At 61.0% G+C, this 16,609-nt stretch carries 15 protein-coding genes; 8 read left to right on the forward strand and 7 right to left on the reverse strand.

The window, feature by feature from the left end:
- Window positions 1-39 precede the first annotated feature (39 nt).
- The 3 genes from ACM6I5_RS01365 to ACM6I5_RS01375 all read left to right on the forward strand — a co-directional run bounded on the left by ACM6I5_RS01365 (window position 40) and on the right by ACM6I5_RS01375 (window position 2,878).
- Window positions 40-1,065 (forward strand): putative 2-aminoethylphosphonate ABC transporter substrate-binding protein, encoded by a 1,026-nt coding sequence (locus ACM6I5_RS01365; RefSeq protein ID WP_017341316.1) that lies wholly within the window; start codon window positions 40-42, stop codon window positions 1,063-1,065.
- 122 nt (window positions 1,066-1,187) lie between these two features.
- Window positions 1,188-2,321: a TIGR03364 family FAD-dependent oxidoreductase gene (locus ACM6I5_RS01370; protein WP_017341315.1), complete on the forward strand. Its 1,134-nt coding sequence runs from the start codon at window positions 1,188-1,190 to the stop codon at window positions 2,319-2,321.
- A complete protein-coding gene (locus ACM6I5_RS01375; protein ID WP_414883053.1) occupies window positions 2,321-2,878 on the forward strand; it encodes a phosphonate degradation HD-domain oxygenase in 558 nt (185 codons plus the stop codon). The genes ACM6I5_RS01370 and ACM6I5_RS01375 overlap by 1 nt, the downstream gene beginning before the upstream one ends.
- A gap of 46 nt (window positions 2,879-2,924) precedes the next feature.
- Here ACM6I5_RS01375 and ACM6I5_RS01380 read toward each other — a convergent pair whose 3' ends face one another.
- Together ACM6I5_RS01380 and ACM6I5_RS01385 are read right to left on the reverse strand one after the other, a co-directional pair.
- Window positions 2,925-4,301 carry a GTPase/DUF3482 domain-containing protein gene (locus ACM6I5_RS01380; RefSeq protein WP_017341313.1) on the reverse strand — a complete coding sequence of 459 codons (1,377 nt, stop codon included), beginning with the start codon at window positions 4,299-4,301 and terminating at the stop codon, window positions 2,925-2,927.
- A complete protein-coding gene (locus ACM6I5_RS01385) occupies window positions 4,294-5,664 on the reverse strand; it encodes a DUF2868 domain-containing protein (protein ID WP_414883054.1) in 1,371 nt (456 codons plus the stop codon). Before ACM6I5_RS01385 ends, ACM6I5_RS01380 begins: the two co-directional genes overlap by 8 nt.
- 85 nt (window positions 5,665-5,749) lie before the next feature.
- Here ACM6I5_RS01385 and ACM6I5_RS01390 point away from each other — a divergent pair, with 85 nt between their 5' ends.
- Window positions 5,750-6,262, forward strand: a complete 513-nt coding sequence (locus tag ACM6I5_RS01390) for a dihydrofolate reductase (RefSeq protein WP_414883055.1) — start codon at window positions 5,750-5,752, stop codon at window positions 6,260-6,262.
- 122 nt (window positions 6,263-6,384) lie between these two features.
- Here ACM6I5_RS01390 and ACM6I5_RS01395 read toward each other — a convergent pair whose 3' ends face one another.
- On the reverse strand, window positions 6,385-7,776 hold the full coding sequence (locus ACM6I5_RS01395; RefSeq protein WP_414880148.1) for an L-cystine transporter: 1,392 nt from the start codon (window positions 7,774-7,776) through the stop codon (window positions 6,385-6,387).
- A gap of 240 nt (window positions 7,777-8,016) precedes the next feature.
- Between ACM6I5_RS01395 and ACM6I5_RS01400 the strand changes: the two genes are divergently transcribed.
- Window positions 8,017-9,072: a phosphorylcholine phosphatase gene (locus ACM6I5_RS01400; protein ID WP_017341309.1), complete on the forward strand. Its 1,056-nt coding sequence runs from the start codon at window positions 8,017-8,019 to the stop codon at window positions 9,070-9,072.
- A gap of 135 nt (window positions 9,073-9,207) precedes the next feature.
- Here the strand turns inward: ACM6I5_RS01400 and ilvD are convergent, their stop codons facing one another.
- From ilvD to ACM6I5_RS01415, 3 genes are all read right to left on the reverse strand, one after another.
- Window positions 9,208-11,049 (reverse strand): dihydroxy-acid dehydratase, encoded by a 1,842-nt coding sequence (gene ilvD, locus ACM6I5_RS01405; RefSeq protein ID WP_414883056.1) that lies wholly within the window; start codon window positions 11,047-11,049, stop codon window positions 9,208-9,210.
- Window positions 11,050-11,307: 258 nt separating this feature from the next.
- The gene (locus ACM6I5_RS01410; RefSeq protein ID WP_414883057.1) at window positions 11,308-12,507 is read right to left on the reverse strand and encodes an MFS transporter; all 1,200 of its coding nucleotides are present in this window, start codon (window positions 12,505-12,507) and stop codon (window positions 11,308-11,310) included.
- Window positions 12,508-12,640: 133 nt separating this feature from the next.
- Window positions 12,641-13,837 carry a class I SAM-dependent rRNA methyltransferase gene (locus ACM6I5_RS01415; RefSeq protein ID WP_017341306.1) on the reverse strand — a complete coding sequence of 399 codons (1,197 nt, stop codon included), beginning with the start codon at window positions 13,835-13,837 and terminating at the stop codon, window positions 12,641-12,643.
- Between the two features lie 378 nt (window positions 13,838-14,215).
- Between ACM6I5_RS01415 and ACM6I5_RS01420 the strand changes: the two genes are divergently transcribed.
- From ACM6I5_RS01420 to ACM6I5_RS01430, 3 genes are read left to right on the forward strand one after another with little or no spacing between them, the layout of a single operon-like run.
- Window positions 14,216-15,031 carry an HDOD domain-containing protein gene (locus ACM6I5_RS01420; protein ID WP_162491074.1) on the forward strand — a complete coding sequence of 272 codons (816 nt, stop codon included), beginning with the start codon at window positions 14,216-14,218 and terminating at the stop codon, window positions 15,029-15,031.
- A gap of 29 nt (window positions 15,032-15,060) precedes the next feature.
- Window positions 15,061-15,873 carry a bifunctional DNA-formamidopyrimidine glycosylase/DNA-(apurinic or apyrimidinic site) lyase gene (gene mutM, locus ACM6I5_RS01425; RefSeq protein ID WP_017341303.1) on the forward strand — a complete coding sequence of 271 codons (813 nt, stop codon included), beginning with the start codon at window positions 15,061-15,063 and terminating at the stop codon, window positions 15,871-15,873.
- 49 nt (window positions 15,874-15,922) lie between these two features.
- Complete coding sequence (locus ACM6I5_RS01430) at window positions 15,923-16,246, forward strand: hypothetical protein (RefSeq protein ID WP_017341302.1); 324 nt, start codon at window positions 15,923-15,925, stop codon at window positions 16,244-16,246.
- 97 nt (window positions 16,247-16,343) lie between these two features.
- Here ACM6I5_RS01430 and ACM6I5_RS01435 read toward each other — a convergent pair whose 3' ends face one another.
- Window positions 16,344-16,595, reverse strand: a complete 252-nt coding sequence (locus tag ACM6I5_RS01435) for a YfhL family 4Fe-4S dicluster ferredoxin (protein WP_003195146.1) — start codon at window positions 16,593-16,595, stop codon at window positions 16,344-16,346.
- Window positions 16,596-16,609 lie beyond the last annotated feature (14 nt).

Here is a 16,609-nt window from a genome sequence, read left to right on the forward strand (position 1 = left end):
TTCCAATCCCGCAAACCTCAACTCAAACAGGAAAAGATCATGTTCAAGCCTATGGCCCTGGCCGCTGCTGTCCTCACCGCTTTCAGCCTGAACGCCTTCGCGGCGAAAACCGAGTTGACGGTGTACACCGCCCTCGAGGCCGAACAATTGAAGACCTACAAAGAAGCCTTCGAAAAAGCCAACCCGGACGTCGAGATCAAGTGGGTACGCGACTCCACCGGTATCATCACCGCCAAGCTGCTGGCCGAAAAAGCCCGGCCACAGGCTGACGCCGTCTGGGGTCTTGCCGCATCGAGCCTGGCGATCCTCGATCAGCAAGGCATGCTGCAAAGCTACGCGCCGAAAGACCTGGGCAAGATCGGCGGCAACTACCGCGACGCCGCCAACCCGCCAGCCTGGGTCGGCATGGACGTGTGGGCCGCAACCATTTGCTTCAACACCGTCGAAGCGGAAAAACAGGGTTTGACCAAACCCGTGAGCTGGCAGGACCTGACCAAGCCTGAGTACAAAGGCAAGATCGTCATGCCCAACCCGGCCTCGTCCGGCACCGGTTTCCTCGATGTCAGCGCCTGGCTGCAAACCTTCGGTGAGAAGCAGGGCTGGCAGTACATGGACGACCTGCACCAGAACATCGGCCAGTACGTTCACTCCGGCTCCAAGCCTTGCAAACTGGCAGCGGCGGGGGAGTTCCCGATTGGTATTTCCTTTGAATACCCGGCTGTTCAGTTGAAGCGCCAGGGCGCGCCGCTGGACATCATCCTGCCGAAAGAAGGCCTGGGCTGGGAAATTGAAGCGACGGCTGTGATCAAGGGCACACCGCATGAAGATGCGGCGAAGAAACTGGCTGACTTCTCGGCCAGTCCGGCGGCGATGGAGCTCTATAAAGAGAACTTCGCGGTGCTTGCGCAGCCGGGGATTGCCAAGCCGCAGACTGAATTGCCGGCGGATTACGAGCAGCGTTTGATCAAGAACGACTTTGCCTGGGCGTCGAAGAATCGCGACGAGATCCTGACCGAGTGGCGCAAGCGCTATGACGGCAAGTCCGAGAAAGTGGCTGCCAAGTAACTGACTCACATCCTGTGGCGAGGGAGCTTGCTCCCGCTGGACTGCGCAGCAGGCCCTTATTTTGGGGCCGCTTCGCGACCAGCGGGAGCAAGCTCCCTCGCCACAAAATCGGGATTATCTTAATGACACACCCCAACGACATGCTGATCGTAGGCGCCGGCATCCTCGGCCTGTCCCACGCCTACGCTGCCGCCAGGCGCGGCCTCAAGGTCACGGTTTTCGAACGCAGCGAAACCCCGCTCGGCGCCTCGGTGCGCAACTTCGGCCAGGCCCTCGTCACCGGCCAACCGCCAGGCCCGATGCTGGAACTGGCCAAGGCCAGCCGCGAGATCTGGGGACAATGGGCGCCACTGGCCGGCCTGCAGCTCAAGCGCAACGGCTCGTATCTGTTCGCCCGCACCGAGGCGGAGGAACACCTGCTGGAAGCTTTTTGCGCCGGACGAGCCGTGGAACACGGTTACCGCGTCGACCTGCTGCGCGGTGCTGCATTGCGCGATCTGTACGGCGGCCAGTTCAGCCATCATCGCGCCGCGTTGCATGGCATGGACGATCAACAACTGTATTCCCGCGAAGCGATACCGGCATTGATCGATTACCTGCGCCGCGAAATGAACGTCGAGTTTCACTTCTCCACCCTCGTGCGCGACATCGAACCGGGCCGTTTGCACAGCACCGCCGGCACCTTCAGCGCCGAGCAGATCATCATCTGCTCCGGCCATGATTATCAGACCTTGCTCGCCGAGCCGATGGCCGCGCTCAACCCGCAAATCTGCCGCCTGCAAATGCTCCGCGCCCGCCCGCAGATCAACCTCAACCTGCAACACGCACTGCTCACCGGTTTGAGTTGCGTGCACTACGGCGCCTTCGCCGATCTGCCGGAAGCGGCGGCGGTGCAGGCGCAGATCCTGCGTGAAGAGCCGCACCTGCACGAAAACGGTATTCACCTGCTGATCAGCCCGACGCCTTACGGCGAACTGATCATCGGCGACTCCCATCACTATGGCCGCGACCCCTCGCCATTCAACGCCGAGCAAGTGGACGACTGGATGATCGAACTGGCCGAGCAGACGTTGCGCTGCAAGGTACAAGTGGTCGAGCGCTGGCAGGGTGTCTATGGTTCACGCGGGCCAGGACCGTTTTCATTCCTGCGGCCGATGCCGGGCGTGAGCGTGGCGCTGATGCACACGGGCGTCGGCATGAGTGTCGGGCCGGCCATGGCAGAACGTAATGTCGCGACTGTATTGGGAGAGCGTTGATGGACCGCACTGAGCAAGTGATCGACGAGGTATTCGCGCTGTACGAGCGTTTTGGCGACAGTGATTACATCGGCGAGCCGGTATCGCAAATCGAGCACATGTCCCAGGCCGCACAACTGGCCATGGCCGAAGGCTTCGATGACGAAGTGGTGCTGGCGGCGTTCTTTCACGACATCGGACACATTTGCGCCGAGAGCGCCGAGAACATGGGTGGTTTCGGCGTGGTCAGCCATGAGCGGTTGGGTGCTGATTATCTGCGCCGCGCAGGCTTCAGCGAACGCATGGCGCGGCTGGTGGAATTCCACGTGCAAGCCAAGCGTTATCTGACACTCAAAGAGCCCGGGTACTACGATCGCTTGAGCGAAGCCAGCCGCCGGACCCTGGAATACCAGGGCGGGGTGATGACCGAGGCGGAGGCTGAAGCGTTCGAGCAGGACCCGTTGTGCGCCGTCAGTTTGCGCATGCGGCAGTGGGATGAGCTGGCCAAGGAGATGTGGGTGCCGGTGATTGATCTTGGCGTTTTGAAGGAAAAGGCCTTGCGCCTGTTGGCGGCTTAGGACATAGGCGCCGAGGCGCGATGAGGCCGGCCCAGACACTGTAGTTTTACAGCTGCTGCGCCAACACCTCAACCTGCTCCTGCCGCTCCGCCTGACTCAACTTCGCCTGCGGATTCAGTGATGACCACTGCGGATGCGCCCGAGCCTTGTTCAGGGCTTCGGGCAGTTTGCCTTCGCGCCAACTCTTGTCCTGTGGCGTGGCGACTTGAATGCTGTCCATCGCCGCGTGCCCACGTGCATTCAGCGCCTGAAGCAATTGCCGCTGACGCAATGCCAACAACCGCAACACGCTGTCATCGACCGTCAACTCTCGCTGACCCTTGATCTTGCCCAGCAACCGGCTGCCATAACTGCGTGCGGTTTGCAGCGCGCCGCCGGCAATCGCGCCGGCCAGTGCCGCCGCGCCGAGGGTCAAACCGCCGACCAGCAAATCCACCCCGGCCCCGGCCGCCGCCCCCGCCGCGATACCTCCGCCGACCCGCACGCCCAGTTGCTTGAGGGTTTCCGGATTGAACAGATCATCGCCCCAACGACCGTCGAGCAGCGGCAGATCACTGGCCGCCGCGTCCTGAGGGCGGAAGGCGAAGAGCTTGAGCAACGCTTCGACACAGCGCTGTTCCCGTTGCCGAACGGCTTTGCGCAGTTCGCTGATGGCTTGCTGTTCCTGTTCCGCATCGCTGACCACGCTGCGCCGACACGCTGCGCAATCGATCAACAATTCAGCAATCAGCCGCGCCGCGCTTTGTTGGCGGGCCAGGCGCTGGGCTTGCTGATCGGCGATCAGTCGTTCCAGTTGCTCGCGGGAGTTTTCCAGCAGCAGCGCGAGGCTTTCATAGAGCCGACGTTCGCCATCCTCCGGCGGCGCCACGCTGTCGAAACGCACCAGGGCGTGCAAGCCCAACCGTGCCAGCGCTTCGCGCCAGTCCGGTTCGCGGTGGTTGGCACTGCTGACGAAATTCAACACCGGCAGTAACGGTTTGCCGCAGCTGGCGAGCACTTCCAGTTCGTCGCGGTATTTGGCCAACACCGGTTCGCGGGCGTCGATCACATAGAGGCCGGCGTCGCAGGTGAGCAGTTGCCGCAGCACTTTGGCTTCTTGCTCGAAACGCTGCCGGGCTTCACTTCCTTCAAGAAAGCGCGCCAGCCGCGCCGGGCCGTCGAGGCGTTCACCGGGACGTTCCAGGCGTTCGAGGTAGTCGAGCAGGGCGATGGCGTCTTCCAGTCCCGGCGTGTCGAACAGGTCGAGCAAGGGCTCGCCGTCCACCGACAACCGCGCGCCTTCGACGTGTCGCGTGGTACTCGGGCGATGGGAGACTTCACCGAAACCGACGTCACGGGTCAACGTGCGCAGCAACGAGGTTTTGCCGACGTTGGTGTGGCCGACCACGGCGAGCTTCAACGGCGCTTTCCACGAATTAGTCATGACCGGTCTCCAGCCAGTTCAGCGGCGCGCAGTCGGCGAAGGGCAGATTCAGTTGTTGCAGCGCCACGTGCCAGTCGCCGAGGCGCTCGGCATCCAGCGCTTCGCCGGGCGGCGCTTGCAGCAACCAGACGCGGGTAGCGCTGGCGCTGCGGGCCAGTTCGGCGATCAAGGCGAGGCTGCCGCGATCCGGCGAGCGCCGTGGATCGCAGGCGATGGCCAGGCGGGCCGGAGGAAAACGGCTGAGCTGTTCGAGGAGTTTGTTACGCGATTCACGGCTGTCGAGGATGCCCGCGTCGCTCACGTTTTCAGGCAGTTGTGGCGGCCATGGGCGTTGATTGTCCAGCTCGATGGCCACCAGCAGTGCGCCATCGCTTTGCAGATCGCTGACAGCGCTTTCCACCCGATGAAGTTGCGCGGGCGCCGCGTCGCTGATGCCCAGGCGTTCGCTGGTGGGCATCAGGCGTTCGCGCAGTTGGGCGTAACCGGGCAGGTTCAGGTCCAGATGCAGGTTTGCGCGGCCGCTTTTCCAGCGCCACAGGCAGAACAACGCCAAGAGCAGGCGCGGCACAATGCCGTAAATCACCAGCACGCCAACCAGCCAGGTGGCCCAGGCCTGGCGGGCGCTTTCGATGTTCAGCGCGGCATCGCCACTGGCGCGGATCATCTCCATCGTTGGCACGTTGAACCCCAGCACGGCGGGCAGTGCACCCAGCGTTTGGGTCATGGTCACGAAGGTGTCGGTGCTGAGCAGGGTGGTTTCCCAGACGAAGCCATAACGCCGGGTCGCCATCAGCATCAGCAGAATCACCAGCGCGCTCAGCATCGCCAGCAACCACAAGCCATTGACCAGCACGCCGAGCGCCCAGCGATTGAGTTTTTGTCGTTGCAGCAGCAACAGCAGCGCGGGCGCCAGTTGCGCGGCTTTGGCGTCGCGGGCGAGTTTTTCGCTGAGCCACAACCACAAGCGTCCCAGCGTTGCGCCGTGTTCGCCGGCAAACACCAGGCCCATGGCCCAGCTCAGCAGCAGAATCAGGTTCAGCCCGAGCAGACTGCCCAAGGCCCAAAACACATTCACCGGTGTCTGACCGTCACCCATCGCGGCAAACGCCAGCCCGGCGCCACTGACCACGGCCAGCACGGCCATGACGATCAATGCCAGTCGTGCGCCTTGCAGCCAATGCCTGAGGGCTTCGGTCAGTCCATCGCGCTCGGCCAGCCACACGGCGCGGCGCGCAATCCTCGTCGGCAGATCGCCGCCGGCAGTGCGGGCCAGTCTGTTGGCTTCCAGGTCATCCAGAGGGCCGGCGTGTTCTTCACGCAGGCGGATGGTTTCTGTCAGCCATAGGTTATTCAGTTCAGTCACGCGGCATCCCGTCGCTCAATCGAGCTGTGAGCATAACCGCTGTGACGCTTATCGGGGTACGGGGGGCTCTGGTATCCTCGCCGGCATGACTAAATCACTCCCCCTCAGCCTGATCGCAGCCCTCGGTGAAAACCGCGTGATCGGCGTCGACAACAGCATGCCCTGGCACCTGCCGGGGGACTTCAAATACTTCAAGGCCACCACCTTGGGCAAGCCGATCATCATGGGGCGCAAGACCTGGGATTCCCTCGGTCGTCCGCTGCCGGGCCGGTTGAACATCGTGGTCAGCCGTCAGGCGGATCTGGTGCTGGAAGGCGCGGAAGTTTATCCGTCGCTGGAAGCTGCGGTGGTTCGCGCTGAAGAGTGGGCGAAGGAGCAGGGCGTCGATGAGTTGATGCTGATTGGCGGCGCGCAGTTGTATGCGCAAGGAATGGCTCAAGCGGATCGGTTGTACCTGACACGCGTGGCGTTGAGCCCGGAAGGGGATGCGTGGTTTCCAGAGTTTGATTTGACGCAGTGGAAGTTGGTGTCTAACACCCCGAATCCGGCCGTAGGCGACAAACCGGCGTACAACTTCGAAGTCTGGGAAAAGGCTTAAAAACATCGCCAGCAGGCTGGCTCCCACAGTGGGTTTGGGGTGAAACACAGATTGTGTGAACACCCAAAATCCCTGTGGGAGCCAGCCTGCTGGCGATGAGGCCAGTTCAGACGCTAAAGAATTTAAGCGTGAGCCAACGCCGAATGCTCATCCGCATCCAGCAGCGCTTTATCCGTCTGCTGCATGATCTGGCTGGTAATCGCCCCGGCCGTGATCGAACCGCTCACGTTCAACGCCGTACGCCCCATATCAATCAGCGGCTCAACCGAAATCAGCAACGCCACCAGTGACACCGGCAAGCCCATCGCCGGCAACACGATCAGCGCCGCGAACGTTGCGCCACCCCCCACACCGGCCACGCCGGCCGAGCTCAGCGTCACAATCGCCACCAGCGTCGCGATCCACAGCGGGTCCAGCGGGTTGATGCCCACGGTCGGCGCCACCATCACCGCCAACATTGCCGGGTACAGACCGGCGCAGCCATTCTGGCCAATAGTCGCGCCGAACGAAGCGGCGAAACTGGCGATGGACTGCGGAATGCCCAGGCGGCTGGTCTGCGCCTCAATGCTCAACGGAATCGTCGCTGCACTCGAACGGCTGGTGAAGGCAAACGTCAGCACCGGCCAGATCTTGCGGAAGAAGCGCAGCGGGTTGATCCCGGCCGCCGACACCAGCACGCCGTGGACCACAAACATCAGGCCCAGGCCGATGTAGGACACCACCACAAAACTGCCGAGCTTGATGATGTCTTGCAAGTTGGAACCGGCGACCACTTTGGTCATCAGGGCCAATACGCCGTACGGAGTCAGCTTCATCACCAGGCGCACCAGGCGCATCACCCAGGCTTGCAGGGTGTCGATGGCGTTGATCACTTTCTGACCTTTCTCGACATCATCCTTCAGCAATTGCAAAGCGGCGACGCCGAGGAACGCGGCGAAAATCACCACGCTGATGATCGACGTCGGCTTGGCCCGCGCCAGGTCAGCGAACGGGTTTTGCGGGATGAACGACAACAGCAACTGCGGCACATTCAGGTCGGCGACCTTGCCCGCGTAGTCGCTCTGAATGGTTTGCAGACGGGCCATTTCCTGCGTGCCGGCCACCAGGCCTTCAGCCGTGAGCCCGAACAGGTTGGTCAGGCCGATACCGATCAGCGCCGCGATGGCAGTGGTGAACAGCAGCGTGCCGATGGTCAGGAAGCTGATCTTGCCCAGCGACGAAGCATTGTGCAGGCGCGCCACGGCGCTGAGGATCGAGGCGAACACCAGCGGGATCACGATCATTTGCAGCAACTGCACGTAACCGTTGCCCACCAGATCGAACCAGCCGATCGACGCTTTGAGCACCGGATTGCCGGCACCGTAAATCGTGTGCAGTGCGACACCGAACACAACGCCCAACACCAAAGCGAGCAGGACTTTTTTAGCCAGGCTCCACGTCGTGTGGCGGGTTTGCGCGAGACCGAAGAGCAGGGCGAGGAACACCAGCAGGTTGAGAATCAGCGGCAGGTTCATTGGAACTCCCATTAGACATGTGCCAACTGCCTTCCGGGGCAGTTGCGAACCGGCAAGCCTAACAGCTTGATTTACAATGATTTAATACCAAAAAAGTCTGATAACTGTCGTTTTTGGAATAAGCGGATGTCGCTGTCAGGGATGCAGCTGACGCGAAAGGGACGCGAGCGGTCGCTGACAGACGAGGACTGTCACACGTATTTGTTAGCGTCGATATCTTTGAATCAGGGAGAACTGTCGATGAAGCTCGCGCCGAAATTTCTGCTCGCTGCACTTTGCCTTGGCCTCGCCGGCCAGGCGTTCGCCACGGACTTGAAGCATTGGCCCGCCGATCAGGCGAAGGCGCTGGACGCCATGATCGCGGCCAACGCCAACAAGGGTAACTACGCGGTGTTCGACATGGACAACACCAGTTACCGCTACGACCTCGAAGAGTCGTTGCTGCCGTACATGGAAAACAAGGGCCTGATCACCCGCGAGAAACTCGACCCCTCCCTGAAACTGATGCCGTTCAAGGACACTGCCGACCACAAGGAAAGCCTGTTCAGCTACTACTACCGCCTCTGTGAAGTCGACGACATGGTTTGCTACCCATGGGTCGCCCAGGTGTTCTCCGGTTTCACACTTAAAGAACTCAAAGGCTATGTCGACGAGTTGATGGCGTCCGGCAAACCGGTGCCCGCGACTTATTACGAAGGCGACGTGGTCAAGAACCTCGACGTCAACCCGCCGAAAATCTTCACCGGCCAGCAAGAGCTCTACAACAAACTGATGGAGAACGGCATCGAGGTCTACGTGATGACCGCCGCCTCCGAAGAGCTGGTGCGCATGGTCGCTGCCGATCCGAAGTACGGCTACAACGTCAAACCGCAGAATGTGATCGGGGTGAGCCTGCTGCTCAAGGATCAAAAGTCCGGCGAGCTGACCACCGCGCGCAAACAGATCACCGCCGGCAAGTATGACGAGAAGGCCAACCTCGGCCTCGAACTGACCCCGTATCTGTGGACTCCAGCGACCTGGATGGCCGGCAAGCACGCGGCGATCCTGACCTACATCGATGAGTGGAAAAAACCGGTACTGGTGGGCGGTGATACCCCAACCAGCGACGGTTACATGCTGTTCCACAGCGTCGACGTGGCTAAGGGCGGCATCCACTTGTGGGTCAACCGCAAGGACAAATACATGACCCAGATTAACGGCATGATGGCCAAAAACGCTGCGGCCCAGGCCAAGGAAGGATTGCCGGTGACGGCGGACAAGAACTGGGTGATCGTGACGCCGGCTGAAATCCAGTAGGACCGAGTCGCTCCAATCGCGGGCAAGCCCGCGATGGCGGTATCACAGTCACTGGTGTGCCTGTTGCCAAACCGGTTTCGAGAGCAAAAAAATGCCCCGCACTTGGCGGGGCATTTTTATTTCTGCGATTGACGCTTACAGCCCGTCAAGCATCGCCTTGTTACGCACAGCACCCTTGTCGGCGCTGGTCGCCAACAGGGCGTAGGCCTTCAGCGCGGTGGTCACCTTGCGTGGACGTTTTTCCACAGGCTTCCAGCCTTTCTGATCCTGTTCGGCACGGCGCCCGGCCATTTCTTCGTCGCTGATCAACAGGTTGATCGAGCGGTTCGGAATGTCGATCAGCACTTTGTCGCCGTCCTGCACCAGGCCAATCGCGCCACCGGCAGCCGCTTCCGGCGAAGCGTGGCCGATGGACAGGCCCGAAGTACCGCCGGAGAAACGACCGTCAGTCAGCAGGGCGCAGGCTTTGCCCAGGCCTTTGGATTTCAGGTAGGACGTCGGGTACAGCATTTCCTGCATGCCCGGGCCGCCTTTCGGGCCTTCGTAACGGATGATCACGATGTCGCCGGCTTTCACTTCGTCCGCGAGGATGCCGCGTACGGCGCTGTCCTGGCTTTCGAAGATCTTCGCGTTGCCTTCGAACACGTGGATCGACTCGTCGACGCCGGCGGTTTTCACCACGCAGCCGTCCAGCGCGATGTTGCCGTAGAGAACGGCCAGGCCGCCTTCTTTCGAGTAAGCGTGTTCGACACTGCGGATGCAGCCGTTTTCACGGTCGTCGTCCAGGGTTTCCCAACGGGTCGACTGGCTGAATGCGGTTTGTGTCGGGATGCCCGCCGGGCCGGCCTTGAAGAAGTGATGCACCGTTTCGTCGTCGGTCTGGGTGATGTCCCACTTGGCGATGCCTTCGGCCAGGGTCTTGCTGTGCACGGTCGGCAGGTCGGTGTGCAGCAGGCCGCCACGGGCCAGCGAGCCGAGGATGCTGAAGATCCCGCCAGCGCGGTGCACGTCTTCCATGTGGTACTTCTGGATGTTCGGCGCGACTTTGCACAGTTGCGGCACGTTGCGCGAGAGACGGTCGATATCGCGCAGGTCGAAAGCGATCTCGGCTTCCTGGGCGGCGGCCAGCAAGTGCAGGATGGTGTTGGTGGAACCGCCCATGGCGATGTCCAGGGTCATGGCGTTTTCGAACGCCTTGAAGTTGGCGATGTTGCGCGGCAATACCGACTCGTCGTTCTCACCGTAGTAACGCTTGCACAGCTCGACGATGGTGCGGCCAGCCTGCAGGAACAGTTGCTCGCGGTCGCTGTGGGTCGCCAGGGTCGAACCGTTGCCCGGCAAGGCCAGGCCCAGGGCTTCAACCAGGCAGTTCATCGAGTTGGCGGTGAACATGCCGGAGCACGAACCGCAGGTCGGGCAGGCGCTACGCTCGTACTCGGCGACTTTCTCGTCAGAAGCGCTGGAGTCGGCGGCGATCACCATGGCGTCGACCAGGTCGAGACCGTGGCTGGCCAGTTTGGTCTTGCCGGCTTCCATCGGGCCGCCGGAGACGAAGATCACCGGGATGTTCAGGCGCAGGGCAGCCATCAGCATGCCAGGGGTGATCTTGTCGCAGTTGGAGATGCAGACGATGGCGTCGGCGCAGTGGGCGTTGACCATGTATTCGACGGAGTCGGCGATGATCTCGCGGCTCGGCAGCGAATACAGCATGCCGTCGTGGCCCATTGCGATGCCGTCATCGACAGCGATGGTGTTGAATTCTTTCGCTACACCGCCGGCGCGTTCGATTTCGCGGGCGACCAGTTGGCCCAGGTCCTTGAGGTGGACGTGGCCCGGTACGAATTGGGTGAACGAGTTGGCAATGGCGATGATCGGCTTTTTGAAGTCGTCATCTTTCATCCCCGTGGCGCGCCACAGTGCGCGGGCACCGGCCATGTTGCGGCCGTGGGTGGATGTTTTCGAGCGGTAATCAGGCATGAAGCACTCCGGGCGGCTAATCAGGTATCAAAAGGGAAGTGAGCTTCTATTGACGTCTGGAACACTCAGAAATGGCCGTGTGTCCGGAAGTTGCCGATAACTTTGCGGGATCGCCGCGCGCTTCAGCTTGAGCTCATAAACCCGCCGGGGGATGACTGGCGATGAATGTCGCGATTCTACACGGCTGGCGTCAGGAGGGAATGCCGGGAAGCATTGATCCGGCAACCGTGGCGTGTGCGGGATGACGACCGGCGTTTATCAACTCGCGTTCAGCGCCAGATTGCGCTGCATGATCAGCGCGTTCAAACCAAGGCCTGCCGCGCTCAGGACCAGGAAACACAAGGCGAGTGCCATGGTGAGATCTGCGGACGCGAGATTGATCACCACACTGATCACCCCGCCGCAGAGGAAGATCATGACGCCGCCGACCGATGAGGACGTACCGGCATCCTGTGGATAAAGGGTCATGGCTTTGGAATTGGCGATAGGCCGGGCAATGGTGGTGCCGGCCGTGCAAATGAGCATGGGGATCAGCACCGCAGCGGCAGTGAGCCCGAACTGATTCGCCAGCCACAGCATGACCAACCCCGACAGTGCGATAAGCCCCAGGCCGATCACGATCTGCGAATTGGCCGGCAGACGCCGATGCAGCGCACTGGCGACTATCCCGCCGAATACATAGGCCACGCCGTACAGCAACAATGTCCAGGCAAATTCGTAGGGCGAGAGTGCCAGGCGTTCCATGAAAATGATCGGTGACATGACAATGAATGAAAAATGGCAGGCGAAGGCCAGGCCGGAAATAAGCCAGTAACCCATGAAGCGCAGGTCGGAACACAGCCGCCAATAGGCACTGAAAAAACGACCGGGCGCCGCATTCCGACTGCGTGGGCTCTCCTTGAGCAAGACGCCAGCCTTTATCCAGACAATCGCTGCCAACGCGATAAAGACATAGAAGCTGCCCTCCCAGCCCAGATGCATTTGCAGCCAGGTTCCGAGCAGCGGCGAGATGGAAATGAACACCCCCGCGGCGGTGGTCATCCAGATCCTGATTCGTTCCTGTTCCTTGCCGACGAACAGATCCTGGATCAGCGCCTGCGACAGCACAAAGGAACCGCAACCCACGGCCTGAATGACTCGAAACACCAGGAACCCGCTGTATTCGCTGGAAAGCAGGCAACCGGTTGCACCGACCACCGAGATGGCGATACCGGTCAGCAACAGGGTCTTGCGCCCCCACAAATCCGACAACGGTCCGACCAGCACCACCGATAGCGCAAGACCGATGGCGAACAGACTGACCGAAAGGGCAATGTCGGAGGCTGAGGTCTGGAAGTAGTCAGAGAGCGCGGGAAAGGACGGGAGTACGACGTCCAGCGGGAATACACCCAGTAGCGTCATCGTCATCAAAAGCAGGATGAGCGACGATTTTTTCGCGGTATGCGTGGAAGGGTTCATCAACAACGCTCTCGATCCGTGAGGGGGGCCGAGAGTTGACCTGATGGATATGGAAGTCAATGCATGAGGGCGCAGGAAACTTCCGAATCAGTTGTAGGAGCGAGCAAGCTCGCTCCTACAGTGTTTCGTGTTGTTAGCTGTTTGGCAGCAACCGGCAAGTAATGCTCTTGATGTAACGGGTTTCAGCAATCGCCGGGTGCACCGGATGGTCCGGACCCTGGCCACCACGCTCCAGCATCTGAATGTTGCGGTCCAGGTGGCGGGCGCTGGTCAGCAGGATGTTCTGCAGGTCGTCTTCCGGCAGGTGCATCGAGCACGAAGCGCTGACCAGGATGCCGTCCTTGCTGAGCAGGCGCATGGCTTGCTCGTTCAGGCGACGGTAGGCGCCTTCGCCGTTTTTCATGTCTTTCTTGCGTTTGATGAACGCCGGAGGGTCGGCCACGATCACGTCGAAACGTTCTTCGCTGGCTTTCAGCTCTTTCAGGGCTTCGAAAACGTCGCCTTCGATGCAGGTCATTTTCTCGGCAAAACCGTTCAGCGCAGCGTTACGTTCCACGCCATCGAGGGCGAAGGCCGACGCGTCGACGCAGAACACTTCACTGGCGCCGAAGGCGGCCGCTTGCACGCCCCAGCCGCCGATGTAGCTGTAGAGGTCGAGGACGCGTTTGCCTTTGGCGTAAGGGGCCAGGCGTGCGCGGTTCATGCGGTGGTCGTAGAACCAGCCGGTTTTCTGGCCCTGGATGACCGGCGCTTCGAATTTCACGCCGTTCTCTTCCAGCGCCACCCACTCCGGCACCAGGCCGAACACGGTTTCGACGTAGCGGTTGAGGCCTTCGGCGTCACGGGCGGCGGAGTCGTTCTTGAACAGAATGCCGCTTGGCTTGAGCACTTGGGTCAGCGCCGCGATCACGTCATCTTTATGCGCTTCCATGGTCGCCGAAGCGATCTGCACCACCAGGATGTCGCCGAAACGGTCGACCACCAGGCCTGGCAACAGGTCGGAGTCGCCGTAGACCAGGCGATAGAACGGCTTGTCGAACAGGCGATCACGCAGGGACAGGGCAACGTTCAGACGATGCACCAGCAACGATTTGTCCAGCGGCAACTTGATGTCGCGCGACAGCAGGCGGGCGCAGATCAGGTTGTTCGGGCTCATGGCGACGATGCCCAGCGGTTTGCCGCCGGCCGCTTCGAGGATCGCCTGGTCGCCGGCCTTGAAACCGTGCAAAGGGGTGGCGGCCACATCGATTTCGTTGCTGTAGACCCACAAGTGACCGTTTCGCAGGCGACGGTCGGCGTTGGCTTTGAGGCGCAGGCTAGGCAGGGACATGACGTCGCTCCGGAAAAAAGAGCGGGAGTATAGCGTGTTGCAGCGCTGCCAGGTTTGGAGGTGGACATGTGGCAAGGGAGCTTGCTCCCGCTGGACGGCGGAGCCGTCCCGAAAACGGCTGTTGCAGTACATCAGGCGGCTGCATTCGCTGGATTTACGTCTGCTTCGCAGCCGAGCGGGAGCAAGCTCCCTCGCCACAGGGAAATGCATTGCGCTCAGGAGACGGATTGGGAATTTTATGAAACTTCAGATGATGAGCCGACCATGGTGTCGGATCCAACTTTATAAAGGTTAGAATCGCCACCTGTCCCAGAGTGTGTACTTATGTCCCAAGAGCTGACCACCGAACAGATCCAACAGTCCCTGCAAGGCATCAGCGTGCCGGCCCAGCCGCAGATCATGGTGGATCTGCAGATGGAGCAGTACATGCCCGACCCGGATCTGGAGGTGATCGCCAAGCTGATCTCCCAGGACCCGGGCCTCTCTGGTTCCCTGCTGAAAATCGTCAACTCGCCGTATTACGGCTTGAGCAACAAGATCGCCTCGATCCAGCGTGCGGTGAATCTGCTGGGTAGCCGTTCGATCATCAACCTGATCAACGCGCAGTCGATCAAGGGCGAAATGAACGATGACACCATCGTCACCCTGAATCGATTCTGGGACACCGCTCAGGACGTGGCGATGACTTGCCTGACCCTGGCCAAGCGCATCGGCGTCCAGGCCGGCGATGAAGCGTACGCCTTGGGGTTGTTCCACGATTGCGGCGTGCCGCTGATGTTGCAGCGCTTCCCCAACTACATGACTGTTCTGGAAGAAGCCTACGCCAACGCCAGTGCTGAATGCCGCATAGTCGACACCGAAAACCGGGTGTTCAATACCAACCATGCGGTGGTCGGTTACTACACGGCCAAATCCTGGCGTCTGCCTGAGCACGTGAGCACGGCGATCGCCAACCACCACAATGCACTGGCGATTTTCAGCGATGAGTCTTCGCGCAACAGCCAGCTGAAAAACCTGCTGGCGATCCTGAAGATGGCCGAGCACATTTGTGCGTCCTACCGGGTACTGGGCAACCAGAACGATGACCACGAATGGAACAGCATTTCGGCGCTGGTGCTCGATTACGTCGGCCTTTCGGACTACGACTTCGAAACCCTCAAACAAACGATTCGCGACCTCGGCGCTCACCGCTGAGTGTGGTGAAAGCCTGATTCGAGAGCACCATGCCTGAACTGCCGGAAGTCGAAACCACCCGCCGCGGTATTGCACCGCACCTGGAAGGCCAGCGCGTCAGCCGGGTGATCGTGCGTGACCGTCGCCTGCGCTGGCCGATCCCTGAAGACCTGGATGTGCGCCTCTCCGGCCAGCGTATCGTGCTGGTGGAACGGCGCGCCAAGTACCTGCTGATCAATGCCGAAGTGGGCACGTTGATCAGTCATTTGGGGATGTCGGGCAATTTGCGTTTGGTGGAAGTCGGCATGCCGGCCGCCAAGCATGAGCATGTGGACATCGAACTGGAATCGGGCCTGGCCCTGCGTTATACCGACCCGCGACGGTTTGGCGCGATGCTCTGGAGCCTCGATCCGCTCAACCACGAACTGTTGATTCGCCTGGGGCCGGAGCCGTTGACCGACCTGTTCGACGGCGAGCGCTTGTTCCAGCAGTCCCGCGGGCGTTCGATGGCGGTCAAGCCGTTCATCATGGACAACGCGGTGGTGGTCGGCGTCGGCAATATCTACGCCACTGAAGCGTTGTTTGCGGCCGGTATCGACCCGCGCCGCGAGGCCAAGAGCATTTCCCGGGCGCGCTATCTGAAGCTGGCCATCGAGATCAAACGCATTCTGGCCGCCGCCATCGAGCGCGGCGGTACGACGTTGCGCGACTTTATCGGCGGCGACGGTCAGCCGGGTTACTTCCAGCAGGAACTGTTCGTGTACGGCCGTGGCAGTCAGCCATGCAAGGTGTGCGGGACAGAGCTGCGGGAAGTCAAGCTCGGGCAGCGTGCCAGCGTCTTTTGCCCGCGCTGTCAGAGCTGATATTTCCTACGGTCTATAGTCAGTGTTCTCACTGTTATAGGACCGCGCCATGAACCTGCTTCGAACCGCTGCCGTCGTTGTGTTGCTGAGCGTTGGTACGCCAGTGCTGGCGGCAAATACCGGCAGCGGTGATCCGCGCTACACCATCCAGAACCCTCCGGCCTACGCCATGCTCGGCGATTTGCTGATTGCCCGACCTTTGCTGGTCGCGGCAACAGTGATCGGCGCGGGGGCATTTGTGGTGTCGTTGCCGTTTACCGCACTGGGCGGCAATGTCGGCGATGCGGGGCAGGCGCTGGTGGTTGATCCGGCGAAGGCGGCGTTCGTGCGGTGCCTGGGGTGTATCGGGGAGGGGTTTGAGCAGCGGGAGTGAGGAAGGAAAAATCAAAAGATCGCAGCCTTCGGCAGCTCCTACAGGCGATCGCAAAGTATCTGTAGGCGCTGCCGAGGGCTGCGATCTTTTCAGGCTCTCAAGCCTTGCCGGTAATCTTCCGGTACTTCTCCATCAACTGCTCTTCAGTCTCCGGATGCGCCTCGTCCAGTGGAATGCAATCCACCGGGCAGACCTGCTGGCACTGAGGTTCGTCATAGTGGCCGACACACTGGGTGCACAGGTTCGGGTCGATCACGTAGATCTCTTCGCCCTGGGAGATGGCGGCGTTCGGGCACTCGGGTTCGCAGACGTCGCAATTGATGCAATCGTCGGTGATGATCAGGGACATGCTAACTCCAGCCG

Origin of the sequence: Pseudomonas sp. IT-P171, from assembly GCF_949767765.1 — a bacterium.
Classification (GTDB): domain Bacteria; phylum Pseudomonadota; class Gammaproteobacteria; order Pseudomonadales; family Pseudomonadaceae; genus Aquipseudomonas; species Aquipseudomonas fluorescens_B.

Excerpts from the sequence above, each read along its gene's own strand:
- ACM6I5_RS01365 (WP_017341316.1), top strand. The coding sequence starts at position 40 with ATGTTCAAGCCTATGGCCCTGGCCGCTGCTGTCCTCACCGCTTTCAGC.
- ACM6I5_RS01370 (WP_017341315.1), top strand. The coding sequence starts at position 1,188 with ATGACACACCCCAACGACATGCTGATCGTAGGCGCCGGCATCCTCGGC.
- ACM6I5_RS01375 (WP_414883053.1), top strand. The coding sequence starts at position 2,321 with ATGGACCGCACTGAGCAAGTGATCGACGAGGTATTCGCGCTGTACGAG.
- ACM6I5_RS01380 (WP_017341313.1), bottom strand. The coding sequence starts at position 4,301 with ATGACTAATTCGTGGAAAGCGCCGTTGAAGCTCGCCGTGGTCGGCCAC.
- ACM6I5_RS01390 (WP_414883055.1), top strand. The coding sequence starts at position 5,750 with ATGACTAAATCACTCCCCCTCAGCCTGATCGCAGCCCTCGGTGAAAAC.
- ACM6I5_RS01395 (WP_414880148.1), bottom strand. The coding sequence starts at position 7,776 with ATGAACCTGCCGCTGATTCTCAACCTGCTGGTGTTCCTCGCCCTGCTC.
- ACM6I5_RS01400 (WP_017341309.1), top strand. The coding sequence starts at position 8,017 with ATGAAGCTCGCGCCGAAATTTCTGCTCGCTGCACTTTGCCTTGGCCTC.
- ilvD (WP_414883056.1), bottom strand. The coding sequence starts at position 11,049 with ATGCCTGATTACCGCTCGAAAACATCCACCCACGGCCGCAACATGGCC.
- ACM6I5_RS01410 (WP_414883057.1), bottom strand. The coding sequence starts at position 12,507 with ATGAACCCTTCCACGCATACCGCGAAAAAATCGTCGCTCATCCTGCTT.
- ACM6I5_RS01415 (WP_017341306.1), bottom strand. The coding sequence starts at position 13,837 with ATGTCCCTGCCTAGCCTGCGCCTCAAAGCCAACGCCGACCGTCGCCTG.
- mutM (WP_017341303.1), top strand. The coding sequence starts at position 15,061 with ATGCCTGAACTGCCGGAAGTCGAAACCACCCGCCGCGGTATTGCACCG.
- ACM6I5_RS01430 (WP_017341302.1), top strand. The coding sequence starts at position 15,923 with ATGAACCTGCTTCGAACCGCTGCCGTCGTTGTGTTGCTGAGCGTTGGT.
- ACM6I5_RS01435 (WP_003195146.1), bottom strand. The coding sequence starts at position 16,595 with ATGTCCCTGATCATCACCGACGATTGCATCAATTGCGACGTCTGCGAA.